Origin of the sequence: Kitasatospora sp. NPDC089509, assembly GCF_044749365.1 — a bacterium.
In the GTDB taxonomy this organism is placed as follows: domain Bacteria; phylum Actinomycetota; class Actinomycetes; order Streptomycetales; family Streptomycetaceae; genus Kitasatospora.
The window spans coordinates 286029-303782 of the sequence record NZ_JBIVHS010000006.1; the positions used below are offsets into that span (position 1 = coordinate 286029).

Consider the following 17754-nt stretch of genomic DNA (forward strand, 5'->3'; position numbering starts at 1 on the left):
GGTACGGGACGACTAGCGCCGCTCGATCATCACATTGGTCGACTTGATGACCGCCGTGGCGGGGGCGCCCGGCACCAGGTCCAGCTCCTCCGCCGACTCCCGGCTGATCAGCGACACCACCCGGAACGGCCCGGCCTGGACCTCCACCTGCGCGGCCACGTCCCCGAGCCGCACCTCGGTGACGATCCCGGGGAAGCGGTTGCGCGCGGAGGACGGCCGGCCCTCCGCCTCGGCGATCTCCGGCCGGGCCAACTCCCGGGCGAAGGCCGCGAGTTCGGCGCCGGGGATGATCCGGTGCCCGTGCTCGTCCCGCACGGCGGCGAGCTTCCCGGCGTCCACCCAGCGGCGCATGGTGTCCGCGCTGACGCCGAGCAGCGCCGCCGCCTCACCGATGCGGTACGGGTTGACCGGCACGTCGGGCTGGCCCATGTGCGACTCCTGACGGTGGTTCGAGGTACGGGGTACGTGCCCCCCGACCGCCATCCTGCCGTACCGGGGAGGGCGACAGAGATCTAGGGTTCCCCGAAGAGGTCCCGCCGCGCGGCGTCGCCGGCGGTGAGCACCGCCCCGGCGAGCACCGCGCCGCCGCCCGCCGTTCCGGCCCGGACCTCGGTGCGCAGCGGGGAGAGCCGGGCCAGTCGGCGTTCCACCCGGCCGGCCAGCTCGGCGCCGCCGGCCCGGCCGACCTCGCCGCCGAGCACCACGCAGCCCGGGTCGAGCACCACGCAGACGGCGGCCGCGCCGAGCGCGATCCGCTCGGCCAGTTCGTCCAGGAAGGCCGCGCCGTCCGGCCCGGCGGCGAGGGCGGCGCGGACGGCGGCCTCGGCGGCGGGCGCGTCCCCGGCCAGGTCGGCGGGCAGCCCGTGGGCGCGGGCGAGCGCGCACAGCGCGGCGCTGCCGACCAGGCCGTGGAAGCCGCCCTCGCAGCTGTCGGCGCTGGGCAGCCCGGTGGCGCCGGGGACGGGCAGGAAGCAGATCTCGCCGGTGCCGCCGGAGAAGCCTCGGCGCAGCCGCCCGTCCAGGATGACGGCGGCGCCGACGCTGTGGCCCAGCCACAGCAGGACGAAGGTGTCGCGGTCCCGGGCGGCGCCGACCCGGTACTCGGCGCGGCCGGCCAGGTTGACCTCGTTCTCCAGGATCACGTCGGTGCCGGGCAGTGCTCTCAGCGCGGTGAGCAGTTCGGCGTGCCAGCCGGGGAGCTGGCCGGTGCTGTGCAGTCGGCCGGTGGCGGGGTCGACCAGGCCGGGGGCGCCGACCGCGACGGTGTGCAGCCGTTCGACGCCGGCCGCGCGGGCGGTGTCCAGCAGGGTGCGGACGACCGCCGGGGCGGTGTCGGGGGCGCCGGCGCCGTCGACCGGGATCTCGGCGGTGCCGAGGGTGCGCCCGGCGAGGTCGGCGACGACCAGGCTGACGCCGGCTTCGCGGACGTCGAAGGCGGCGAGGTGGGCCCGGGAGGCGACCAGCGCGTAGAGCCGGGCGTTGGGGCCGCGCCGCTGTTCGCCGCGTTCGCCGACGAGGGCGACCAGGCCGGTGCGCTGGAGGCGGTCGAGCAGGTCGGCGACGGTCGGCCGGGACAGGCCGGTGAGGTCGCGCAGCTCGGTCGCGGTCAGCGGGCCCTGTTCGAGCAGGAGGTTGAGCGCCAGCCGGTCGTTGATCGCCCGGGCGGTGCTCGGCGTGGCCGTACGCGCGGTGGTCATGGCCGATCATCCTTCCAGAGTGTTTCTATCAGGGTCCCTTCCTGATAGTTTATCCAACCGTTCGGACCATCCGCGGGAGGGAACGCCCATGCCAGCCAATGCCCTCGAACCACTCGCCGACCCCCGCCGCTCCCGACTGGGCATCGCGCTGGTCTTCGGCGTGCACGGCGCCGTCAGCGGCACCTTCGTCACCCGCATCCCGTGGCTCCAGGACCGGCTGGACCTCTCCCCCGGACAGCTGGGCCTCGCCCTGGTGATGCCCGCCGTCGGCTCCTCGCTGGCGATGCCGCTGGCCGGGCGCTTCGTCCACCGCTACGGCGGCCGGGCGGCGGTGCGCGGGCTGATCTCGCTCTGGTGCCTGGCCCTCGCCCTGCCCGCGCTCGCCCCCTCGCTGCCGGCGCTGTGCGCGGTGCTGCTGGTGTACGGCGCCACCGCGGGCATGGCGGACGTCGCGATGAACGCCCAGGGAGTGGAGATCGAGCAGCGGCTCGGCCGCTCGATCATGTCCGGGCTGCACGGGATGTGGAGCGCGGGCGGCCTGGTGGCCTCCGGCTTCGGCATCCTGGCCGCCCACCTCGCCCTCGACGCCCGGCTCCAACTCGCCGTCACCGCTCTCGTGTTGGTCGTCCTGGCGCAGCCGGTCTGCCGGATCCTGCCGGACCTGCGGGCCCCCGAGGAGGCGGAGGAGCCGCCGCGCTTCGCCCTGCCGCCGCGCAGCTCGCTGGTGATCGGACTGGTCGGCTTCTGCGCGGTGTTCGCCGAGGGCGCCTCGATGGACTGGAGCGGCGTCTACCTCAAGGACATCACCCACGCCTCCGCCACCGTCGCCGCCGCCTCCTACACCGCCTTCGCGCTCACCATGGCGGTCAGCCGGCTGGCCGGGGATGCGGTGATCCGCCGCCTCGGCGCCGTCCGCACCACCCGGCTGAGCGGCGCCGTCGCCACCCTCGGCGGCCTGCTGGTGGTGGCCGCCGACACCCCGGCACTGGCCGTCCCGGGCTTCGCCCTGATCGGCATCGGCATCGCGGTGATCGTCCCGCTCGCCTTCGCCGCCGCCGGACGGACCGGCGGCAACCCCAGCCAGGCCATCGCGGGCGTCGCCACCGTCACCTACACCTCCGGCCTGATCGCCCCCGCCGTGATCGGCGCCCTCGCCCAGGCCACCTCGCTGACCGTCTCCTTCGGCCTGGTCACCCTGCTCGCCCTCGCCCTGCTGCTGGGCGCCGGCGCACTGCGCCGGGCCGAACCGAACGCCCCGACCGAAGCCGCCGCCCCGACGGCCCGCCCCCACACCCCGACCGAGGACTGCGCCACGAGTCGGCCGTGACCCCCGACCCCGGCCCGAAATCCCTTTGCCCGTACGGGCGTTGCGGTCCCACACTGACGGCATGCTCGGATTCGTACGGACCGACGACCAGGCCCTGGTCTCCTGCCTGGGCGACCCCCAGCGCACCGTGGCCGCCTACCAGGAGCTGCTCCGGCGCGGAGCGGGCGCGCTCGACGCCATCCGGGCCGGACTGGACGACCCTCGCGCGGCCGTCCGGGAGGGCTGCTGCCGGCTGCTGGACCACCTGGTCGACAGCGACTCCATGGACCGGCTGATCGCGATGGCCGACGACCCGGACGCCGGGGTGCGGATCGCCGCGTTCCACGCCCTGGCCTGCGACCGGTGCAAGGGCGACACCTGCGCGCCGGGCGCCGACCGGGTGCTGGACCCGGCGCTGCGGCACCTGGCCGGGGACCCCGACCCGGCGGTCCGAGCCCGGGCGGCCGAGCTGGTCGGCAGGTTCGCCCACACCGACCCGCGCGCCGCAGCCGCCCTGGAGGCCGCCCACGGCGGCGACCCGAGCCCGGCGGTCCGCAAGAAGGCGGGCTGGTACGCCCCCGGCGGGACGATCCACCGACGGACCGCGCCGCGACCGGGGTAGTGGGTCAGACCCCGCCGAGGCCGCCGTTGCCCTTGTCCTCCTCCCGCCGCCGGCGCTCCGCCAGCCCCCGGGCCTGGGAGGCCCGCCAGGCGGTCCTCAGCGGGTGCCCCGCCGGCAGCCCGTGGTAGCCGCGCAGCGCGACCCGGCCCGGCACGTCCTGCCACCGGGGGTCCCGCCGGGCCAGGACGAGCACCCGCTCGCCGTGCGGCGTGGTCCGCCGGTCCTCCCCCTTGAGCGTCCGCTCGCCGACCAGCAGCACGAGCCCGGACAGCAGCACGAACGCCACGATCGGAAGCAGCACGTTGTGGTGCTCCCGCGCCACCCAGATCACACTGACCGTTCCGAGCACCACGACCAGCGGGACGGCGCAGCCGCCCCACTCCACCGCCCGGTTGAGCTGCCGGCGCAGCTCCTCGTCGCGGAGCAGCCCGCGCTCCGCGAGCCCCCGGCGGACCTCCCGCAGCGCCGGTCGTCGGCCCAACTCGGCCTCCACCGCGAGCAGATCGCCGCCCGGGCAGCTCTCCACCACGGTCGGTACGGCGGTGCGGAGGCCGTCGCCACCGGGCCGTTCCAGGACCGTCAGGCGACCGTCCGCACCGGCCGCCACGGCTCCGCGCTCCACCGCCTCGTACAGCAGCAGCTGCGCCGAGTGGCCCGCCGTCGCCGCCAGTTCCTCCAGCGTCAGCGTCAGCTCCGGCCCCGACTCCGGCTTCGACTCCGGCCCGGCACCGGCCCGCTCGGACCGGTACAGCTCCGCCCGCGCCGTCCGGTACCACAGCACCGTCCAGCCCAGGTACGCCGTCATGCCGACGAAGAGCACCAGGAACGCCGTCACACCGCCACCCCCTCCACCCAGTCTGGGGACGCCCGGCCCGCCCGGCAACTCCCCCGGTGTCAGCGGTGGTTCACGACTGGTTCAGGTACGCCAGCACCGCCCGCACCCGCCGGTTGGTGTCCTCGTCGTCGTCGATCCCGAGCTTGCCGAACATCGAGGTGGTGTACTTGCCGATCGCGCTGTCGCTGAGGAACAGCCGTCGGGCGACCGCCTGGTTGGACAGCCCCTCGGCCATCAGCCCCAGCACCTCGTACTCCCGCGCGGTGAGCTGGCCGAGCCCGCGCTCCGGCGGGCTCGCGGACAGCAGCTTGGCGATCACCGCCGGGTCCATCGCCGTCCCGCCCGCCGCGACCCGCTCCAGCGAGCCGATGAACTGGTCGGCGTCGAACACGCTCTCCTTCAGCAGGTACCCGACCCCGCCGGAGCCGTCGGCCAGCAACTCCCGCGCGTACAGCTGCTCGACGTGCTGGGACAGGATCAGCACCGGCAGGCCGGGCACCTCGCGGCGCGCCTCCAGCGCGGCCCGCAGTCCCTCGTCGGACTGGGTCGGCGGCATCCGGACGTCGACCACCGAGACGTCCGGACGGTGGGTCCGCAGCGCTTCGAGCGTCTCGGGCCCGGTGGCGGCGGTGGCCACCACCTCGTGCCCGCAGGCCTCGATCAGATGGACCATCCCGTCGCGCAGCAGGTAGAGGTCTTCGGCTACGAGGATTCGCATGGCACCGTCATCCTGACATTGGTCGGTCCGCCGGGCGGACTGGTGATCTCCAGGGAGCCGTCGAAGGCGTCCAGGCGGCGGCGCAGGCCCGCGAGCCCGCCGCCGGGCCGTTCCCGGACCCCGCCCGAGCCGTCGTCCTCGACCTCGACAACCAGCCCGAGTTCGTCCTGGCGGAAGGTCACTCCCGCCCGGGTCGCGCCGCCGTGCCGGACGGCGTTGGTGAGCAGCTCGGCGACGCCGAAGTAGACGGCGGACTCGATCGGCGGGTCCACCCGCACCGGGGCGGCGGCCTCGACGGTCACCGTCAGCCGCAGGTCCAGGGCCAGCGCGCGGACGGCGTCCACCAGCCCGCGTTCGGTCAGCACCGGCGGGCTGATCCCGTGGACCAGCTCGCGCAGTTCGGCCAGCGAGGCCCTGGCGCCGTCCTGGGCCTGCCGCATCAGCGCCTTGGCCCGCTCCGGGTCGCGCTCCACCAGCCGCTGCGCGGTGGCCAGCGACAGCCCGAGCGCCACCAGCCGGGCCTGGGCGCCGTCGTGCAGGTCCCGCTCGATCCGGCGGATCTCGGCGGCCTGGGCGACCGTGGCGTCCGCCCGCTGGGCGGTCAGCTCGGCCACCCGCTCGGCCAGCGCCATCGCCCGGGAGGGCCGCAGGAGGCGGACGGCCACCGGCACCACCACCCGCCAGGCGTACGGGGCGCAGCCCACGGCCAGCGGCAGGCCGAGCGCCCCGAGCAGCCGGGCGGGCCCCTCCGGCCGGGTCAGCGCGTAGCCGGCGACGGCCAGCGCGACCGGCGGCAGCGCGGCGACCGGGCCCGCGCCGAACGACGCGATCGCGACGAACCGCAGATCGCGCAGGTTGGCGGGGTCGCGCCAGCGGACCCGCCAGCGCTGGTCCATCAGCGCGTCCCGCCGGGTCCGCTCGTAGCCGAAGCCGTTCCACCAGTACCCGGTGGACATCCGGACCACCGGCGGGGTCTGCCGGTACCCGTCGGGCAGCACGGCGCCGTCCCAGCGGGCGACCAGGGCGCGCACGGCCCGGCACACCGGGCGGCACAGCGCGAGGGTGCCGGCGACCACCAGGACCAGCGGCAGCAGCCACGACCACGGGTTGGCCGGCCCCCAGTACCACCCGAGCGCCGCCGCGCCCGCCCAGCAGAGCGGGACCGCCAGGAGCACCGCCCCGACGGCGCACGCCCGCACGAATCCCACCGCGGCCCGCGCCGCCCACCTGCCCGAACGCCCCATAACCCTTCCCAACCCCCGTCCCGCGTCGATGCCGCCACTGTGCACCACGCCGCTCCCCCGGCCGACCCGTTCGGGCGGGAAGTGTGGTTGGCCCCACCCGGGTGTGGGTCCAGCCGGACCCGGGGTCGTCGACGGACATCATGCCGATCATGATCACCGGCGTCGACTCCCGGCCCGGTCGGGGCCCGACCGCTCCCCCGGCCCGGTCCCGACCGGTCCGGTCCGGTCCGGTCCGCCGATCGGCCCGCGCCGGGCAGCGGTTAGGCTCGGCGCGTGTCCGCAGCCCTGACCACGCCCCCCGCGCCGAGCGCCACCGACCCGGCCGTCACCGACCCAGCCGTCGGTGGGACGGCCACTGGCGGGACGGCCGCCGGTGGGACGACCGCCACCGGGACGGCCGCCGGCGAGCCCGCGAAGCAGCGTTCGCCCTGGTGGCGCTTCGGCCTGCTGGTCGTCCTGCTGGGGGCGTGCGCCGGGTCGCTGCTGCTGTGGAGCCCGACCGAGCTGCTCTCCGGCGGACTCGCGGACCGGATGCCCGGGTACTGGTTCGCGCCGCTGTTCGCCGTCGTCTACGCGGTCGGCACGCTCGCCTTCGTGCCCCGGCCCGCGCTGAACGCCCTCGCCGGGCTGCTGCTGGGCATCCAGCAGGGCGTGCTGCTCGCCGTGCTGGGCACCACCCTCGGCGCCGCGCTGGCCTTCGGCCTCGGCCGGGGGCTCGGCCGCCAGGCGCTGAAGCCGTACCTGCGCGGCAAGGTGCTCGGCGCCCTCGACCAGCGCTTCACCGACCAGGGCTTCCGCAGCGTGCTGGTGCTGCGGCTGCTGCCCGGCCTGCCGTTCCAGGCGGGGAACTACGGCGCGGCCTTCTCCGGGGTGCGCTTCCTCCCCTTCCTGTTCGCCACCGCGATCGGCGTGGTGCCGACCACCGCCGTGTACGTCGTCGCGGCGGCCAGCGCCGACCGGCCGGGCTCGGCGGCGTTCCTGGTCTCCGCCGGGGTGATCGCCCTGCTGGTGCTGGGCAGCCTGGTCGGGCTCTGGCGGGCGGCGGCGGCCCGCCGCCGGGCCCGGACCGCCTGAGCACCGACCGGCCGCCGAGCACCGGGCCACCCGGCCCACCGGCCCACCGGCCCACCCGGGAAATCGGTCGCGCGCGGGAATCCCCCGGCGCGACGATGACCGGCATGACCGAACTCACTCCGCGGCTGGACCCGCCGCTGGCCGCCGACGAGGCCGCCATGCTCACCTCCTGGCTCGACTTCCACCGCAGCACCCTCGCGCTCAAGTGCGCTGGCCTCACCGACGACCAGCTGCGGCTGCGGTCCGTCCCGCCGTCCACGCTCTCGCTGCTCGGCCTGGTCCGGCACATGGCCGAGGTCGAACGGCACTGGTTCCAGGGCATCCTGCTCGGCGGGGAGGTCGCCACCGGCCACTACTGGACCGAGCAGGACCCGGACGGCGACTTCGACCACGTGGACACCGCCGACGCCGCCGCCGACTTCGCCACCTGGCGCGCCGAGATCGAGGGCGCCCGCCGGGCCTCGGCCGGTCTTCCGCTGGACACGGTGGGCAAGCGGCTGCGCCGCGGCGAGGAAGTGACGCTCCGCTGGATCCTCGTGCACATGATCGAGGAGTACGCCCGGCACAACGGGCACGCGGATTTGCTGCGCGAACTGGTGGACGGTTCGACCGGCGAGTGAAATCGTTTCCGCATTGTTGACAGAAGGTCAATTACCCGGTGACCGCTACCGATATGGTCTACGCGCGCAACCGTACCGAGCCGCACCGCGTCGCTCTCTTGTGCCCGGGTTGCCCCGGGTTTCCGACGCGGCACAACTCGCACGGGGGCCGCGAGCGGGCACGGGACCGGTGAACAGTGCGATACTCGGACAGTTCCGACGAGTGGATGACGTGTCAAAAAGGACACGCCACCCCCGGGGGACGAGGACGGGACGAGGCAGGGAGGCGCGGCATGGGAGCACTTCGCGACGAGCACCACAACGGGTGGCTGATGCCCTCCGGGAACTACCCGGCCGCGGTGTACGACGACGACGAGTGGGGAGACCGGGACACGGTTCCCGTCCCCTCGCCCGCGAAGATCGTCTCCCTGCGGCCGACGGGCTTCGAGGCGGCCCGCACGGTCGGTGAGCACATCCGGGCGAGCACCCCGGTGGTCATGGACCTCACCGAGATGAACGAGGCCGAGGCCAAGCGGATGGTCGACTTCGCCTCCGGCCTGATCTTCGGCACCCGGGGCGGCATCGAGCGGATCGCCCGCCGGGTCTTCCTGCTCACCCCGGCGGACGTCGAGGTGATGGTGATCGACCGCCCGCTCGACGAGACCGGGTTCTACAACCAGAGCTGACCGGCTCCACCCCGACCGGGGACGGCACCCGCCGTCCCCGGTTTTTTGCTGTCCGGAGGCCGGACGGCGAGGCCTCATGTGAGAGCCGGAGAAGTATTCTGAGACATAGATGTCTCATCTGATCTACACTGGGCTCATGGCCACCGACCGCGACACCGTACTCGAAGCCGCCGTCGGCGTGCTCTCCCGCCGCCCCGGCGCCCACCTGGACGAGATCGCCCGCGCCGCGCACATCAGCCGGGCCACCCTCCACCGGCTGTTCCCGGGGCGCGACGCCCTGATCCGCGAGGTCGGCCTGCTCGGCCTGCGGCGCTTCGCCGCCGCTCTGGACACCGCCGCCATCGAACGGGACGACGCCCAGACGGCCCTGCGCCGACTGGTGGACGCCGCCGTCCCGGACGCCATGCTCTGCGCCTTCCTGGCCGGCGAGAACCAGCTCTACGAGAACGACGAGATCAACGACCTCTGGGAGGTCCAGATCGAACGGCTGCACGCGCTCTTCCTGCGCGGGCAGCGGGAGGGCGCCTTCCGGGTCGAACTCAGCGCCGCCTGGCTCAGCGAGGCCTTCTTCGACCTGGTGGCCGGCATCGGCTGGGCCATCCAGGACGGCCGGCTCGCCCCGCGCGACGCGGCCTTCTCGCTCGCCGAGCTGTTCCTCGGCGGCGCACTGCGCCGACCGGACGCCCCCGTCCCCGTCCCCACCACCCGCACCGCCCCCCTCACCCACAGCACCTCGGACCGGAAACCGGAAACCGATACACCATGAGCAGCACCCCCGCCCTGACCGCCCGCCAGCGCTGGACCGGCCTCGCCGTCCTGGTCCTGGCCGTCACCGTGGTCGCCCTGGACGCGACCGTCCTGTCCCTCGCCATCCCCTCCATCAGCGAGACGCTGCACCCCAGCGGCACCCAGCTGCTCTGGATCGGCGACTCCTACTCCTTCGTGCTGGCCGGCCTGCTGGTCAGCATGGGCGCGCTGAGCGACCGGATCGGCCGCAAGAAGCTGCTGCTGATCGGCGCCACCGCGTTCGGCGCGGCCTCGCTGCTGGCCGCGTACGCGCCGAGCGCCGGCTGGCTGATCCTGGCCCGCGCGCTGCTCGGCGTCGCCGGGGCGACGATCATGCCCTCCACCCTCTCGCTGATCCGCAGCCTGTTCCCGGACGACCGGGAGCGGGCCACCGCGATCGGCATCTGGGGTGCGGCCGCCACCGCCGGCGCCGCGCTCGGCCCGGTGGTCGGCGGGGTGCTGCTGGGACACTTCTGGTGGGGTTCGGTGTTCCTGCTGAACATCCCGGTGCTGCTCCTGCTGCTGGTGTTCGGCGCCTGGCTGCTGCCCGAGTCCAAGGACCCGAAGCCGGGCCGCTGGGACGTGCTGAGCGTGGTGCTCTCGCTGGCCGGTGTGATCGGGATGGTGTACGCGATCAAGGAGGGCGCCGCGCACGGCGTCGCCCGCTGGGACGTCCCGGTCACCTTCCTGCTCGGCGCCGCCGCGCTCACCCTGTTCGTCCGTCGCCAGCTGCGGCTGGAGACCCCGCTGCTGGACGTCCGGCTGTTCCGCGACCCGCGGTTCACCGCCGCCGTCACGGCCTCGCTGATCTCCCTGGTCGGACTGTCCGGCGTGATCTTCGTGGTCTCCCAGTACCTCCAGCTGGTGCGCGGCTACCAGCCGCTCCAGGCCGGTCTGGCGGAGCTGCCGGCCTTCGCCGGCTCGGTCGCCGGTGGTCTGCTGACCGCCCGGATCGCCCGCCGCTTCGGCGCCCGCAAGGCGCTCACCGCCTGTCTGCTGACGATGGGCCTCGCCACCGGCACCCTGGGCTGGCTGGGGCAGGACACCACCTACCTGCTGCTGGCGGCCGCCTTCCTGCTGGTCGGCACGGCCGAGGGCGTGGTCTACACGCTCGGCGCCGACCTGGTGCTGACCGCCGCACCCGCCGACAAGGCCGGTGCCGCCTCGGCCGTCTCCGAGACGGCGTACGAGCTGGGCACCGCGCTCGGCATCGCGCTGGTCGGCTCGGTGGTCGGCTCGATCTACGCCGGCGGGCTGGCCGTCCCGGCCGGGACGGACCCGGCGGCCGCCGCCCGGGCCGGGGAGTCGCTCGGCGCGGCCGTGGAGACCGCCCACGGGCTGGCCCCGGAGCTGGCGCAGCCGCTGCTGGCGAGCGCCCGGGCCGCCTTCGTGGACGGTATGAACACCGCCGGGCTGCTCGCCGGGGCCCTGCTGGTGGCGGCGGCGCTGCTGGCCTGGCGCCTGCTGCGCGGGCTGTCCGCCCCGACGGCGGACGAGGCCGCCGCACCCGTCGAGTCGCCGAAGGTGCACGCCTGACGATCACCCGCGAGAACGACCGTTCCCCTGAGGGGAGCGGTCGTTCTCGTCTGCGGAACGCCCGTTCCGGACCTAGGAGGCCCCGAAGGGCAGTTCCAGCTCCGCCCAGACCACCTTGCCGTCCCTAGTCAGTCGGCTCCCCCAGCGCTGGGCCAGCTCGCTGACCAGGAACATCCCCCGCCCGCCCTCGTCCTGCTCGGCGAAGGGGCGCAGCTGCGGGGTCGAGCCACCGGCGTCGGAGACCTCGACGGTGAGCACCCGGTCGCGGAACAGCCGCAGCCGGCGCGGGGCCTCGGCGTGCAGCAGGGCGTTCGTGACCAGCTCGCTGACCAGTAGCTCGGCGTAGTCGGCGAGGGCGTTCAGGCCCCAGGAGTCCAGGGTGGCGCGGGTGAAGCGGCGGGCCTTGCCGGGCAGCTTGCCGCCGCCGGTGAGCGGGAGGGTGGCGATCCGGTCGGCGGGCACCGGCAGCGCCCGGGCCATGATCATCGCGATGTCGTCCTCGGTGCCGTCGGTGACCAGCGCGCCGATCACGGCGTCGCAGCTCTCCTCCAGCGTCCGGCCGGGTCCGCCCAGGGTGCGGGCCAGCCGGTCGATGCCGTGGTCCAGGTCCTGGCCGCGCCGCTCGACCAGGCCGTCGGTGTAGAGGGCGAGCAGGCTGCCCTCGGGGAGGGTGAAGCCGATCGACTCGAAGGCGACCCCGCCGACGCCGAGCGGGACGCCGGGCGGCACCTCGATCCGACGGGCGACGCCGTCGGTGCCGACCCGGACCGGCGGCAGGTGTCCGGCCGAGGCGACCTGGACGGTGCGCTCCAGCGGGTCGTAGACGGCGCAGATGCAGGTGGCGAACTGGCCCTCGCCGATCCCCGAGGCGGTCTCGTCCAGTCGGGTGAGCACCTGCTCGGGCGGCATGTCCAGGGTGGCCAGGGTGCGGGCGACGGTGCGCAGCTGACCCATCGTGGCGGCGGCCCGGATGCCGTGGCCCATCACGTCGCCGACCACCAGGGCGACCCGCCCGCAGGACAGCGGCACCACGTCGAACCAGTCGCCGCCGACCTCGCTGACCACGCTGCTGGGCAGGTAGCGGTAGGCGATCTCCAGACCGAGGGTGCGGTGGATCTCCTGCGGCAGCAGGCTGCGCTGCAGGGTGAGGGCGGTCTCCCGCTCCCGGCGGTAGAGCCGGGCGTTGTCCAGGGCCAGGGCGGTGCGGGCGACGAGTTCCTCGGCGAGCGCCACGTCGGCCTCGTTGAAGGGCTCGGGGTTGCGCATCCGGATGAACTCGGAGCCGCCGAGCACCATGCCCCGGGCGGTGATCGGCACCATCAGGTACGAGTGGATGCCGGCCGCGATCCCCGGGGCGACCCGGTCCTCGCTGGAGACCAGCCCGCGCAGCACCTCCTCGTCCACGTGGGCGCGCAGCAGCGGGCGGCCGCTGCGCAGGCACTGGGTGTAGCTGCGGTCGGGGGTGTACTCGGAGGTCTCGCCGACGGCGTCGACGGCGTGCGCGAGGCCGGTCTCGTACTCCTCCCCGACGGCGACGGCCCGCAGCGTGACGGACCGGTCGGCGGGGATCGGGGTGGGCTCGGCGCCGCGCAGCACCGGTTCCAGCAGGTCGACGGTGGCGAAGTCGGCGAACCGGGGGACGACCGCCTCGATCAGCTCCTCGGCGGTGCGCTGGAGGTCGAGGGTGGTGCCGATCCGGGCGGTGGCCTCGGCGATGGTGGCCAGTCGTTCCTGGGCCCGGGAGGCCCGGGCCTCGGCCTGGAAGCGCTCGGTGACGTCGATGATCGAGGAGCAGACGCCGAAGACCCGGCCGGTGGAGTCCTCCAGCCGGAAGTAGGAGGCGGACCAGGCCCGGTCCCGCCTGGGGTCGCCCGGGACGCGGCCGTGCGAGCGGGCGTCCACCACGGGCTTGCCGGTCTTGAGGACCTGCCGCATGGTCTGTTCGATCTCGGCGCTGTTGATGCCGGGCAGGACGGCGGATATCCGGCGGCCGAGGTGGGCGGCGACGGGGACGCCGTTCATCCGGGCCAGCGCCTCGTTGATCCGGACGTAGCGCAGGTCGGTGTCGTAGACGGCCATGCCGATCGGGGAGCGGCCGAAGATGCCGTCCAGGACGGCGAGGTCGGCCTCGATGGCGTGGATGGCCCGGGTGTCGGAGGCGGTGGCGAGCAGCAGCAGGGTGCCGGTCGGTCCGGCGATCGGGTAGGTGCGGAACTCCAGCTCGACCTTGTGGCCGTCGCGGTGGCGGACCGGGAAGACGAAGGAGGTGTCGGTGCCGGTGAGGATCCGCTGGAAGATCGCGAGCACGTCGGCGCGGTCGCTCTCGTCGGTGAGCAGTCGGGCGGCGTAGCTGCCGATCGCCTCTTCGGCGGTGTAGCCGAGCAGGACCTCGGCGTCCTCGCTCCAGTGCAGGATCAGACCGTCGCCCTGGACCAGGACCGTGGCGAGCGGGACGAGTCGGTGGCCCTCCGGGCGTGCGGGGTCACCGTCCGGCGCGGGGCCGGTGTCGGTCGCGTCCCACTCTTCTCTGTGCATTCAGGCAGCACCCCGGTTCGGCTCGGGCCCGGCCGGGTGGGCCTCGCGGTCGGTGCCGGCCGGGGTTCTTCTCCAGACTGCCCGGACATCGGCCGCCCGGCGACCCCTTGGTCAGGGGGCGTCCGGTCGCTCGGGTGTACGGGCGTCATGGGCGTACCGGCCGCAGCGTACTCTCCAGAACGCCGGCCCACTGCCGGATCACCCCGGAACGTCGAAGGCTGTCGTCCGTGAGCAGATTGGCCAGGCCGAGGCCGCGGGCGAGGTCGAGGGTGGCCTGCACCGATTCGCGCACACCCGGGCGGGTCTCGTCGGCGTCCAGGAACTCCACGGCGGCCCGGTGGGCCTCCCGGCCGACGTGGCCCTCCAGGGCGACGATCCGCTCGCGCAGGGCCTCCTCGGTGGCGGCGGCGGTCCACAGGTGCAGGGCCGCGCGGAACAGCGGGCCGGTGTAGAGGCGGACGATCATGTCGACCACGGCCAGGGTGCGGTCGGGGCCGGCGGCCGGCAGGTCGTCCGCGTGGGCGCGGACGGCTGCCAGCCGCTCGGCGGTGACCTGCTCGACGGCCGCGGTGAAGAGGTCCTCGCGGGTCGGGAAGTGGTGCTGGGCGGCGCCCCGGGAGACGCCTGCCCGTTCGGCGACCACGGTGACGGTGGAGCCCTGCCAGCCGAGCTCGGCCAGGCAGTCCACGGCGGCCGCGAGCAGCCGGGCCCGGGTCGCGCGGCTGCGGTCCTGCTGGGGGGTGCGGACGGCGGGGTGGCTGGTCATGGCGGGTGGCGGTTCCTGTATCGACGAGGTCTGTTCCGGTCGGGGCGCGGCGGGTCGATCCTCACAGACCGGCCGCGGTCTTCGGCCGCCGGGTGGGTCCTGTGCGCTCAGGAGGCGGCCCCGGTGCGGGAGGCCTCGCGGGCGCGCAGTTCGCGGCGGAGGATCTTGCCGGCCGCGGACTTGGGGACGGCGTCCACGAACTCCACCGCGCGCACCTTCTTGTACGGGGCGACCTGCCCGGCCACGTAGCCGGTGACCTCCTCCGCGGTCAGGCCGCTGCCCGGGGTACGGACCACGAAGGCCTTGGGACACTCCGTCCCGTCGGCGTCCCGGACGCCGATCACGGCGGCGTCGGCGATCTGCGGGTGGCCGAGCAGCACGGCCTCCAGCTCGGCGGGGGCGACCTGGTAGCCCTTGTACTTGATCAGCTCCTTCACCCGGTCGACGACGTACAGGTAGCCGCGCTCGTCCACGTAGCCGATGTCGCCGGTGTGCAGCCAGCCCTCGGCGTCGACCATGGCGGCGGTCTCGGAGGGGCGCCCGAAGTAGCCCTTCATCACCTGCGGGCCGCGGATCAGCAGTTCGCCCTGCTCGCCGGGGCCGAGGTCGTCGGCGGAGCCGTCCAGGGCGGCCACCCGCAGTTCGGTGGAGGCGATCATCCGGCCGACCGAGCCGGGCGCGGGGTCGGCCTCGGTCGGCGAGACCACGTGGGTGACCGGGGACAGCTCGGTCATCCCGTAGCCCTGGAGCAGGTGCGGCAGGCCCAGCCGGCGGGCGCAGGCGTCGGCGAGGGCCTGGTCCAGCGGGGCGGCCGCGCAGAGCAGGTACTCGACGGAGGAGAGGTCGAAGCTCTCCACCACGGGGTGCTTGGCCAGGGCGAGGACGATGGGCGGGGCGACCACCAGGCCCTGTACCCGGTGCTGCTCGATGGTGCGGCAGAACTGCTCCAGGTCGAAGCGGGGCAGCACGACCACGGTGGCGCCGCACCGCAGCGGCTGGTTGAGCAGGGCCGTCAGGCCGTAGATGTGGAAGAAGGGGAGGACGGCGAGCACCCGTTCGCCGACCGACGGGCGGTAGAGGGCGTCGGTCTGGGCGAGGTTGGTGGCGATCGAGCGGTGGGTGAGCATCACGCCCTTGGGCAGTCCGGTGGTGCCGCTGGAGTAGGGCAGGACGGCGACGTCCTCGCCGGGGGTGATGGCGGGCTCGGGGGCGGGGCCGGTGGTGGCGAGCAGGTCGGCGAGCGAACGGTGGCCCTCGGCGCCGTCCAGGACGATGATCTCGGTCAGCGGGCGGCCGGCCCCGGCCAGTTGCTCGGCGGCGGTGCGGGCGGTCGGCAGGAACGGGGAGACGGTGATCAGCCAGCGGGCGGCGCTGTCCGCGAGTTGGCCGGCCAGTTCGCCGGGGGTGCACAGCGAGGACACCGTGGTGACGGTGGCGCCGGCCCGGGTGGCGCCGTAGTAGGCCATCGGGTAGACGACCGTGTTGGGGCTGAACAGGGCCACCACGTCGCCCTTGCGCACCCCTGCCTCGGCCAGCGCGGCGGCGACCCGCTCGACGGCGGCGGCGAGCCTCGCGTAGCTGACCTGCTCCCCGGTGAGGCCGTCGATCAGGGCCGGCCGGTCGCCGTACCCGGCGGCGGCGGCGAGTACCGCGTCATGGATCGGCAGGTCGATGACGGGGACGTCCGGGAACTCGCTTCGGAACACCAAGGTATGCCTCCAGTAAGGAAGTTGACGTCGCAACTAAACCGGGCGGGGGGTGGTACGGGGTGCGTTCAGGAGCATACGGACAGTAGGGGAGGGGGCTGGGCCATTGTGGGGAACCGGGGACGGAGCACGCGTGGCACAGTTGCTCCGCGGGGCGCCCGACCGGACGGTGTTGCACCACGGCCGCCCGCCCCCTGGCGCGGCCCAGGACCCTGGAGCAACCCCCGTGAGAGCCACCTCCCCCGCCCTGCCGTCCGCCCGCCGCCTGGTCGCCACCGCCGCGGCGGCCGCCGCGATCGCCCTCGGCACGGCGCCGGTCGCGCTGGCCGCGCCGGGTGACAACGGCGACGTCAAGGTGCACGACAGCACCACTCCGGTGAGCAGCCAGAACGACGACCCGAAGGTCTGCAGGTTCTACTTCGACGCCTTCAACTTCGACACCGTCCAGCAGGTCAACTGGACGGTCGAGCAGCAGCCGCCGACCGGCACCGCCCAGGTGCTGTCCGGCTCCATCACCCTGGTCGGCGGAACCGGCGCCACCGGGCTGTTCAGCCTCCCGGACGGTCACTACAAGCTCGAATGGACGTTCGTCGGGGAGAACGGCAACGCGAAGCAGAAGGTCTTCGACGTCTCCTGCGCCACCTCCTCGCCGTCGCCCTCGGGCTCGCCCTCGTCCTCGCCATCCGGTTCACCGTCGCCCTCCTCCTCTCCGTCGTCCTCGCCGTCCGGCTCCACCAGCCCCTCGGTCTCGCCCTCCGGCTCGCCGTCCCCGGGCCACTCCCCGAGCGTCTCGCCCAGCGGCGGGCCCCACGGCGGGGTGGGCACCGGTGGCGGCGGCACCTCCGGCAGCTCCGGGACGGCCGCCGTCGAGGTGATCGGCGGCCTCGCGCTGGTCGTCGGCGCCGGCGGACTGGGCATCCGCGCGATGCGCCGCCGCCCCGGGCGCAATGCCGAGTCCTGACCGGCCCACCCGAGCGCCGAGCGGCGGCTCCGGCCCCTGGCGGGCCGGGGTCGCCGCGCTGGCGCTGGCCGCCTGCGGCGCCTGGCTGGTCCACGACGGCAGCACCGGACGGACCGGACCGCCGCTGCCGCCCGCACCCAGCGCCGCGGCCGCCACCGGGCCGACCCCGGCGGCGCCGGCCACCGGCGCGGCCCCCGCCCGGCCCCCGCTGCCGGCCTCGGTGCCGACCCGGATCCGGATCCCCGCGATCAAGGTCGACGCCCCGCTGACCGGACTCGGGCTGACCGCCACCCGGCAGCTGAACACCCCGCCGATGGACCAGCGCAACCTGGTCGGCTGGTACCGGGACGGCAGCACGCCCGGGGCCGCCGGGAACGCCCTGCTCGTCGGGCACGCCGACAACCACACCGGACCGGCGGTGTTCTACCGGCTCGGGCTGCTGCGCCCGGGCGACACCGTCGAGGTGACCCGCCGGGACCGGCGCACCGCGGTGTTCACCGTCGACCAGGTCCGGGTCTTCCCCAAGCGGGACTTCCCGGACGCCCTGGTCTACGGCGCCACCGACCGGGCCGAGCTGCGGCTGATCACCTGCGGCGGGAAGTTCGACCGGCGCACCGGGTACGAGTCCAACACCGTGGTGTTCGCCCACCTGTCGGCCGTGCGGTGAGGCCTGCCGGAGCGTC

At 74.7% G+C, this 17754-nt stretch carries 17 protein-coding genes; 9 read left to right on the plus strand and 8 right to left on the minus strand.

Translation table 11 applies throughout. The features are described from left to right. Positions 1–12: 12 nt before the first annotated feature. Both ACIP4P_RS15830 and ACIP4P_RS15835 read right to left on the minus strand, forming a co-directional pair. Positions 13–429, minus strand: a complete 417-nt coding sequence (locus ACIP4P_RS15830; protein WP_350513050.1) for a helix-turn-helix transcriptional regulator — start codon at positions 427–429, stop codon at positions 13–15. Positions 430–512: 83 nt separating this feature from the next. Further along, the gene (locus tag ACIP4P_RS15835) at positions 513–1697 is read right to left on the minus strand and encodes an ROK family transcriptional regulator (RefSeq protein ID WP_400918404.1); all 1185 of its coding nucleotides are present in this window, start codon (positions 1695–1697) and stop codon (positions 513–515) included. 88 nt (positions 1698–1785) lie between these two features. On the opposite strand from ACIP4P_RS15835, the gene ACIP4P_RS15840 reads away from it, so the two are divergent. After that, entirely contained in the window at positions 1786–3024 is a 1239-nt protein-coding gene (locus ACIP4P_RS15840) for an MFS transporter (RefSeq protein WP_400918407.1), read from the plus strand. Between the two features lie 61 nt (positions 3025–3085). Continuing rightward, positions 3086–3625 (plus strand): HEAT repeat domain-containing protein, encoded by a 540-nt coding sequence (locus ACIP4P_RS15845; RefSeq protein ID WP_400918410.1) that lies wholly within the window; start codon positions 3086–3088, stop codon positions 3623–3625. A gap of 4 nt (positions 3626–3629) precedes the next feature. On the opposite strand, the gene ACIP4P_RS15850 is transcribed toward ACIP4P_RS15845, so the two are convergent. From ACIP4P_RS15850 to ACIP4P_RS15860, 3 genes are all read right to left on the minus strand, one after another. Further along, positions 3630–4460, minus strand: coding sequence for a TIGR04222 domain-containing membrane protein (locus tag ACIP4P_RS15850; RefSeq protein ID WP_400918412.1), 831 nt, complete (start codon positions 4458–4460; stop codon positions 3630–3632). A gap of 70 nt (positions 4461–4530) precedes the next feature. Then, positions 4531–5178, minus strand: a complete 648-nt coding sequence (locus ACIP4P_RS15855; protein WP_400918415.1) for a response regulator — start codon at positions 5176–5178, stop codon at positions 4531–4533. Next, complete coding sequence (locus ACIP4P_RS15860; RefSeq protein WP_400918417.1) at positions 5163–6422, minus strand: sensor histidine kinase; 1260 nt, start codon at positions 6420–6422, stop codon at positions 5163–5165. Before ACIP4P_RS15860 ends, ACIP4P_RS15855 begins: the two co-directional genes overlap by 16 nt. A gap of 273 nt (positions 6423–6695) precedes the next feature. Here ACIP4P_RS15860 and ACIP4P_RS15865 point away from each other — a divergent pair, with 273 nt between their 5' ends. From ACIP4P_RS15865 to ACIP4P_RS15885, 5 genes are all read left to right on the plus strand, one after another. Further along, entirely contained in the window at positions 6696–7496 is an 801-nt protein-coding gene (locus ACIP4P_RS15865) for a TVP38/TMEM64 family protein (protein WP_400918419.1), read from the plus strand. 104 nt (positions 7497–7600) lie between these two features. Beyond that, positions 7601–8116: a DinB family protein gene (locus ACIP4P_RS15870; protein ID WP_400918422.1), complete on the plus strand. Its 516-nt coding sequence runs from the start codon at positions 7601–7603 to the stop codon at positions 8114–8116. Between the two features lie 272 nt (positions 8117–8388). After that, positions 8389–8781, plus strand: coding sequence for a cell division protein SepF (locus tag ACIP4P_RS15875; protein WP_350513041.1), 393 nt, complete (start codon positions 8389–8391; stop codon positions 8779–8781). A gap of 136 nt (positions 8782–8917) precedes the next feature. Then, positions 8918–9547: a TetR/AcrR family transcriptional regulator gene (locus ACIP4P_RS15880; protein ID WP_400918425.1), complete on the plus strand. Its 630-nt coding sequence runs from the start codon at positions 8918–8920 to the stop codon at positions 9545–9547. Beyond that, complete coding sequence (locus ACIP4P_RS15885) at positions 9544–11103, plus strand: MFS transporter (protein ID WP_400918428.1); 1560 nt, start codon at positions 9544–9546, stop codon at positions 11101–11103. Before ACIP4P_RS15880 ends, ACIP4P_RS15885 begins: the two co-directional genes overlap by 4 nt. A 72-nt stretch (positions 11104–11175) precedes the next feature. Here ACIP4P_RS15885 and ACIP4P_RS15890 read toward each other — a convergent pair whose 3' ends face one another. The 3 genes from ACIP4P_RS15890 to ACIP4P_RS15900 form a co-directional block, all read right to left on the minus strand. Continuing rightward, entirely contained in the window at positions 11176–13638 is a 2463-nt protein-coding gene (locus tag ACIP4P_RS15890; protein WP_400918431.1) for a SpoIIE family protein phosphatase, read from the minus strand. Between the two features lie 145 nt (positions 13639–13783). Further along, positions 13784–14404 (minus strand): TetR/AcrR family transcriptional regulator, encoded by a 621-nt coding sequence (locus tag ACIP4P_RS15895; RefSeq protein WP_350513037.1) that lies wholly within the window; start codon positions 14402–14404, stop codon positions 13784–13786. Between the two features lie 107 nt (positions 14405–14511). Further along, positions 14512–16113: an AMP-binding protein gene (locus tag ACIP4P_RS15900; RefSeq protein ID WP_350513036.1), complete on the minus strand. Its 1602-nt coding sequence runs from the start codon at positions 16111–16113 to the stop codon at positions 14512–14514. Positions 16114–16336: 223 nt separating this feature from the next. Here ACIP4P_RS15900 and ACIP4P_RS15905 point away from each other — a divergent pair, with 223 nt between their 5' ends. Together ACIP4P_RS15905 and ACIP4P_RS15910 are read left to right on the plus strand one after the other, a co-directional pair. Then, positions 16337–17071 carry a hypothetical protein gene (locus ACIP4P_RS15905; RefSeq protein ID WP_400918435.1) on the plus strand — a complete coding sequence of 245 codons (735 nt, stop codon included), beginning with the start codon at positions 16337–16339 and terminating at the stop codon, positions 17069–17071. Next, positions 17058–17738, plus strand: a complete 681-nt coding sequence (locus ACIP4P_RS15910) for a class F sortase (protein WP_400918437.1) — start codon at positions 17058–17060, stop codon at positions 17736–17738. Before ACIP4P_RS15905 ends, ACIP4P_RS15910 begins: the two co-directional genes overlap by 14 nt. The last annotated feature ends 16 nt before the right edge of the window (positions 17739–17754 follow it).

Bases quoted from the DNA above. Each gene is read 5' to 3' on its own strand.
- ACIP4P_RS15840 (WP_400918407.1), top strand. From the start codon at position 1,786: ATGCCAGCCAATGCCCTCGAACCACTCGCCGACCCCCGCCGCTCCCGA.
- ACIP4P_RS15835 (WP_400918404.1), bottom strand. From the start codon at position 1,697: ATGACCACCGCGCGTACGGCCACGCCGAGCACCGCCCGGGCGATCAAC.
- ACIP4P_RS15855 (WP_400918415.1), bottom strand. From the start codon at position 5,178: ATGCGAATCCTCGTAGCCGAAGACCTCTACCTGCTGCGCGACGGGATG.
- ACIP4P_RS15875 (WP_350513041.1), top strand. From the start codon at position 8,389: ATGGGAGCACTTCGCGACGAGCACCACAACGGGTGGCTGATGCCCTCC.
- ACIP4P_RS15830 (WP_350513050.1), bottom strand. From the start codon at position 429: ATGGGCCAGCCCGACGTGCCGGTCAACCCGTACCGCATCGGTGAGGCG.
- ACIP4P_RS15890 (WP_400918431.1), bottom strand. From the start codon at position 13,638: ATGCACAGAGAAGAGTGGGACGCGACCGACACCGGCCCCGCGCCGGAC.
- ACIP4P_RS15885 (WP_400918428.1), top strand. From the start codon at position 9,544: ATGAGCAGCACCCCCGCCCTGACCGCCCGCCAGCGCTGGACCGGCCTC.
- ACIP4P_RS15870 (WP_400918422.1), top strand. From the start codon at position 7,601: ATGACCGAACTCACTCCGCGGCTGGACCCGCCGCTGGCCGCCGACGAG.
- ACIP4P_RS15845 (WP_400918410.1), top strand. From the start codon at position 3,086: ATGCTCGGATTCGTACGGACCGACGACCAGGCCCTGGTCTCCTGCCTG.
- ACIP4P_RS15910 (WP_400918437.1), top strand. From the start codon at position 17,058: ATGCCGAGTCCTGACCGGCCCACCCGAGCGCCGAGCGGCGGCTCCGGC.
- ACIP4P_RS15895 (WP_350513037.1), bottom strand. From the start codon at position 14,404: ATGACCAGCCACCCCGCCGTCCGCACCCCCCAGCAGGACCGCAGCCGC.
- ACIP4P_RS15860 (WP_400918417.1), bottom strand. From the start codon at position 6,422: ATGGGGCGTTCGGGCAGGTGGGCGGCGCGGGCCGCGGTGGGATTCGTG.
- ACIP4P_RS15880 (WP_400918425.1), top strand. From the start codon at position 8,918: ATGGCCACCGACCGCGACACCGTACTCGAAGCCGCCGTCGGCGTGCTC.